6 protein-coding genes are annotated in these 4,883 nt (G+C 65.1%); 5 read left to right on the top strand and 1 reads right to left on the bottom strand.

Going from position 1 to position 4,883, the window contains the following annotated elements; translation table 11 throughout:
• The coding region (locus EOA27_RS22090) for a MarR family transcriptional regulator (RefSeq protein WP_127257162.1) at window positions 1-258 on the bottom strand (258 nt) is incomplete at its 3' end.
• Between the two features lie 223 nt (window positions 259-481).
• On the opposite strand from EOA27_RS22090, the gene EOA27_RS22085 reads away from it, so the two are divergent.
• The 5 genes from EOA27_RS22085 to EOA27_RS22065 form a co-directional block, all read left to right on the top strand.
• Window positions 482-1,720: an extracellular solute-binding protein gene (locus tag EOA27_RS22085; RefSeq protein WP_126081558.1), complete on the top strand. Its 1,239-nt coding sequence runs from the start codon at window positions 482-484 to the stop codon at window positions 1,718-1,720.
• A gap of 85 nt (window positions 1,721-1,805) precedes the next feature.
• Window positions 1,806-2,690 (top strand): sugar ABC transporter permease, encoded by an 885-nt coding sequence (locus tag EOA27_RS22080; RefSeq protein ID WP_126081557.1) that lies wholly within the window; start codon window positions 1,806-1,808, stop codon window positions 2,688-2,690.
• Window positions 2,690-3,535, top strand: coding sequence for a carbohydrate ABC transporter permease (locus tag EOA27_RS22075; protein ID WP_126081556.1), 846 nt, complete (start codon window positions 2,690-2,692; stop codon window positions 3,533-3,535). The genes EOA27_RS22080 and EOA27_RS22075 overlap by 1 nt, the downstream gene beginning before the upstream one ends.
• Window positions 3,536-3,537: 2 nt before the next feature.
• Window positions 3,538-4,554, top strand: a complete 1,017-nt coding sequence (locus EOA27_RS22070) for an SIS domain-containing protein (RefSeq protein ID WP_126083731.1) — start codon at window positions 3,538-3,540, stop codon at window positions 4,552-4,554.
• Window positions 4,554-4,883, top strand: a 330-nt coding sequence (locus EOA27_RS22065) for a PfkB family carbohydrate kinase (RefSeq protein WP_245491134.1), incomplete at its 3' end; no start/stop codon positions are given. The genes EOA27_RS22070 and EOA27_RS22065, both read left to right, overlap by 1 nt.

Raw genomic sequence — 4,883 nt, 5'->3', positions numbered from 1 at the left:
GGGCACCAGCCGGTATGGTGTGAAGGGCTGCCCCCTGCCCTTGCGCACCGCTTCCAGCGCGACAACCAGCCCATCGCGCTCGAGATCCTCGATGATGTTGGAAACCGCCTGCTTGGTAAGCTGCGTCGCCCGCGCCAGGTCGGCACGCGACAGCGCGCCGTTGAGCCGCAGCGCCTCGATCATGACACGGCGGTTGTGCGCGCTGGTGCCTTCCTGGTTGGTGCCGCTCTTGGCGCGGATCGGGCTGATATCGTGCACCGTCTTTTCCCCTCTTGACTCGATTAAAGGATTGATCGACTAATTAAGTCAAGCGAATTGACTTAATAGGTGAAACCCGGGCGGCTCCACAAGAAGACGGCAAAGCCTCAAGCTCCCGCCGCGCGCCGTTCAGGACAGATCCGGTCACACGCGATGCAATTCGAGAAAGCGGCGGCATAAGCTTCGCCGCCCACTTGCAGCTGTCGAAATGGGAGAAAGACAAATGCTGAAATCGATCGGTAAGACACTTCTGGGCGCGGTGTTCGTCGGCGGGCTGTTCGTCCCCCACGCCTTCGCCGAGACCACCTTGAACGCCCTCTTCATGGCGCAGGCCGCCTATAGCGAGGCCGACGTGCGCTCGATGACGGAGGCCTTCACCAAGGCCAACCCCGACATCAAGGTGAACCTCGAATTCGTTCCCTATGAAGGCCTGCACGACAAGACCGTGCTCGCCCAAGGCTCGGGCGGTGGCTATGACGTGGTGCTGTTCGACGTGATCTGGCCGGCCGAATACGCGACCAACAAGGTGCTGGTCGACGTATCCTCGAAGATCACCGACGACATGAAGAAGGGCGTGCTGCCCGGCGCCTGGACCACCGTGCAATATGACGGGAAGTACTATGGCATGCCGTGGATCCTCGACACCAAATACCTGTTCTACAACAAGGAAATCCTGGAAAAGGCCGGCATCAAGGCGCCGCCGAAGACCTGGGAAGAACTCGGCCAGCAGGCCAAGATCATCCAGGACAAGGGGCTGCTGAAGACGCCGATCGCCTGGAGCTGGTCACAGGCTGAAGCCGCTGTCTGCGACTACACCACGCTGGTCAGCGCCTATGGCGGCGACTTCCTAAAGGACGGCAAGCCCGACTTCCAGAATGGCGGTGGCTTATCGGCGCTGAAATACATGGTCGACAGCTACAAATCGGGCCTCACCAATCCGAACTCCAAGGAATTCCTTGAAGAGGACGTCCGCAAGGTGTTCGAGAACGGCGACGCGGCCTTCGCGCTGAACTGGACCTACATGTACAACATGGCCAACGATCCGAAGGACTCCAAGGTCGCCGGCAAGGTCGGCGTCGTGCCGGCGCCCGGCGTCGCCGGCACCAGCGAGGTCTCGGCCGTCAACGGCTCGATGGGTCTTGGCATCACGGCGGTGTCGAAGCACCCGGACGAAGCCTGGAAATACATCGAGTTCATGACCTCGCAGGCGACGCAGAACCAGTATGCCAAGCTCTCTCTGCCGATCTGGGCCTCGTCCTATGACGATCCGGCCGTCACCAAGGGCCAGGAAGAGCTGATCGCCGCCGCCAAGCTCGGTCTCGCCGCCATGTATCCGCGCCCGACCACGCCGAAATACCAGCAGCTGTCGACGGCCCTGCAGCAGGCGATCCAGGAATCGCTGCTTGGCCAGACGACGCCGGAAGACGCGCTCAAGACCGCCGCCGAAAACAGCGGCCTCTGATCTGGCGTTCCTCGACGCGGGCGGCCTCATCCACGAGCGCCGCCCGTGCTATTTCTGACCGGATGAAGGAAAAGAGGCGCCTCTGATGTCAGGCACCTGGATGACGACTCGCGCGTGGCTGTTGATGCTGCCGCTGCTGGTGATCATGGTCGCCGTCATCGGCTGGCCATTGGTTGATACGGTCAGGCTTTCCTTCACCGACGCCCAGCTGGTCGGCACGGCAGGCAATTACGTCGGCTTCGACAACTACACCAAAATGCTGACGAGTTCGAACTTCACGCGCACGCTCTCGACCACCACCTGGTTCGCGGTCGTCTCGGTCGCCGCCGAGATGGTGCTTGGCGTGCTGGCGGCCCTTCTGCTCAACCAAGAATTCCGTGGCCGCGCCGTGCTGCGCGGGCTGATGATCCTGCCCTGGGCGCTGCCCACCGTCGTCAACGCCACGCTCTGGCGGCTGATCTACAATCCGGAATATGGCGCGCTGAATGCGGCGCTGACGCAGCTCCACCTGATCGACGACTATCGCTCCTGGCTGGGCGAACCGGGCACGGCGCTTGCGGCGCTGATCGTCGCCGACTGCTGGAAGAATTTTCCGCTTGTGGCGCTGATTGCGCTCGCCGCCCTGCAGGCCGTGCCGCGCGACATCACCGCCGCAGCGCTTGTCGACGGCGCCGGGCCGTTCAACCGCTTCCGCTTCGTCATCCTGCCCTATCTCGCCGGCCCGCTGATGGTGGCGCTGGTGCTGCGCACCATCGAGGCCTTCAAGGTCTTCGACATCATCTGGGTCATGACCCGCGGCGGTCCGGCCAACAGCACGCGCTCGCTATCGATCCTCGTCTATCAGGAGGCCTTCTCCTTCCAGCGCGCCGGCTCCGGCGCATCGCTGGCGCTGATCGTCACCTTGCTCGTCACCGTTCTCGCCGTTGCCTATGCGGCGCTGGTGAGGAAGACCGCGGGGAGCGCTACCTGATGGAACGCAAGAACCCGGTTTTCACCGCCTTCGTCTACGTTTGCGCCCTCCTGCTTGCCGCCGTGATCCTGGCCCCGCTCGCCTGGCTCTTCGTCATGAGCATATCGCCGGCGGCCGACCTCGCCGCCAAGCCGCTACGCTGGTGGCCGCAGGCGGCCGACTTCTCGCGCTACGCGCAACTCCTGTCGACGGCCGAAAACAGCGCCGGCGCGGCCTTCACGTCGTCGTTGCGCAACAGCCTGGAAGTCGCCGGCATGGCGACCCTGGCTGCGATCGTCCTTGCCGTGCCGGCCGGCTGGGCCGTCTCGCGCACGCCTTCGGTCGGCTGGTCGCTGTCGATGGTGATCGCCACCTATATGCTGCCGCCGGTGGCGCTCTCCGTGCCGCTCTATATAGGCCTGTCCTGGCTCGGCCTGCTCAACAACGTCTTCGGCCTGGCGCTGATCTATCTGACCATCCTGGCGCCCTTCACCACCTGGCTGATGAAATCGGGTTTCGATTCCATCCCGCGCGAGATCGAGGCCGCGGCGATGATCGACGGAGCGGGGCTGCTCCAGACCTGGCGCATCATAACCTTGCCGCTGGCGGCGCCTGTGGTCGCGACATCGGCGCTGTTTGCCGTGCTGCTCGCCTGGGACGAGTTCTTCTATGCCCTGCTCTTCACCTCCGATCAGCGGGCAAAGACACTGACCGTCGCCATCGCCGATCTCGCCGGCGGCCGTGTCTCCGATTACGGACTGATCGCCACCGCCGGCGTGCTTGCGGCCTTGCCGCCCGTGCTGATCGGCCTCGTCATGCAGCGCGCGCTGATCTCGGGCCTCACCAGCGGCGGCGTGAAAGGATAATGATGACTGCTCAAAGACCACGTCCATCCGGCCTGCTTGCGATCGACCGCGAGATGGCGCGCCAGCATGAGGATGCGCTCGCCTCGTTCGAGAGCAATCGGGAGGCAGCCGCCAAGGTCGCCGCTTCGATCAGGAACACCGGCCGCCTCGTCCTGCTCGGCATGGGCGCCTCGCATGCCGTCGCTCGCGCCATCGAGCCGCTCTATCGCGCGCATGGCATCGACGCCATCGCGCTGCCGCTGTCGGAGCAGCTCGGGCAGCCATTGCCGCTTGCCGGCAAGTCGGTGATCGTGACCTCGCAGTCCGGCGAAAGCGCCGAGGTGCTGCGCTGGTTCTCCGAAGCGGTTTCGCAGGCCGACACCTTCGGGCTGACGCTGGAGGCCGGCTCGTTCCTTGGCCGCACGGTCCCTTGTCTCGTTGGCGCCGGCGGCACCGAGCTCGCCTTTGCCGCGACCCGCAGCCTGACAGTGACCTTCGCGCTACATCTGGCGATCCTCGCAGCGCTTGGCGAAGACCCCGCCGCCGCGCTCGCAGCGCTCAAGGCGCCTGAAACGGTCGAGATCGATGCAGCCTTGGCGGCGCTGAGCAAGGTCGCGACCATCGTCACCTCCGGCCGCAAGCTGCAAGGCGTGGCTGAAGCGCTTGCGCTCGGCTTCACCGAACTGTCGCGCCTGCCCTGCTTTTCCCTCGAGGGCGGCCAGCTTCGCCACGGGCCGATGGAAATGCTCGGGCCGAAGATCGGTGTCGTCCTTTTCCGAGGCAACGATCCGACCGCCGACCTCGTCACCGCGATGGCCCTGTCCGTCGTCGAGACCGGCGCGCCGCTGATCGTGTTCGAGGCTTCGGGCAAGCCGCCGGTCGCGGGCGCCGTGACCCTGGTCTTCAAACCCGCCTCCGGACTGGCGGCGATCTTCGCCATGCTGCCGGTTGCGCAGCGCCTGATGATCGCCTTCGCCGACAGCCGCGTCGAGAATGCCGGAACGCCGGTGCGCACCACCAAGATCACCCGGAGCGAATGATGCGGCCGCTCGCGGTGATCGGCAACGTCAATGTCGACCTGATCGTCGGCCCGGTCGCGCCGTGGCCGAAGGCCGGCACCGAGACCGTCGTCGATCATGACGATTTGCGCGTCGGCGGCCAGGCCGGCAACACCGCGCTTGCCTGGCAGGCGCTGGGCATCGACTTCGAGATCGCCGCCAATCTCGGCGACGACCAGTTCGGCCGCTGGCTGCGCGAGGCGTTCGGGCACCGCGCGAAGAAATGGCCGGTTCGTCCCGAAGGCACCACATTGTCGGTCGGCATGACCCATCCTGATGGCGAGCGCACCTTCTTCACCACGCGCGGCCAC

It is taken from the genome of Mesorhizobium sp. M2A.F.Ca.ET.037.01.1.1, assembly GCF_003998075.1.
Lineage (GTDB): Bacteria > Pseudomonadota > Alphaproteobacteria > Rhizobiales > Rhizobiaceae > Mesorhizobium.
The sequence above is the reverse complement of the archived record's forward strand: the minus strand, read 5'-3'. Positions and strand labels throughout refer to the sequence as shown.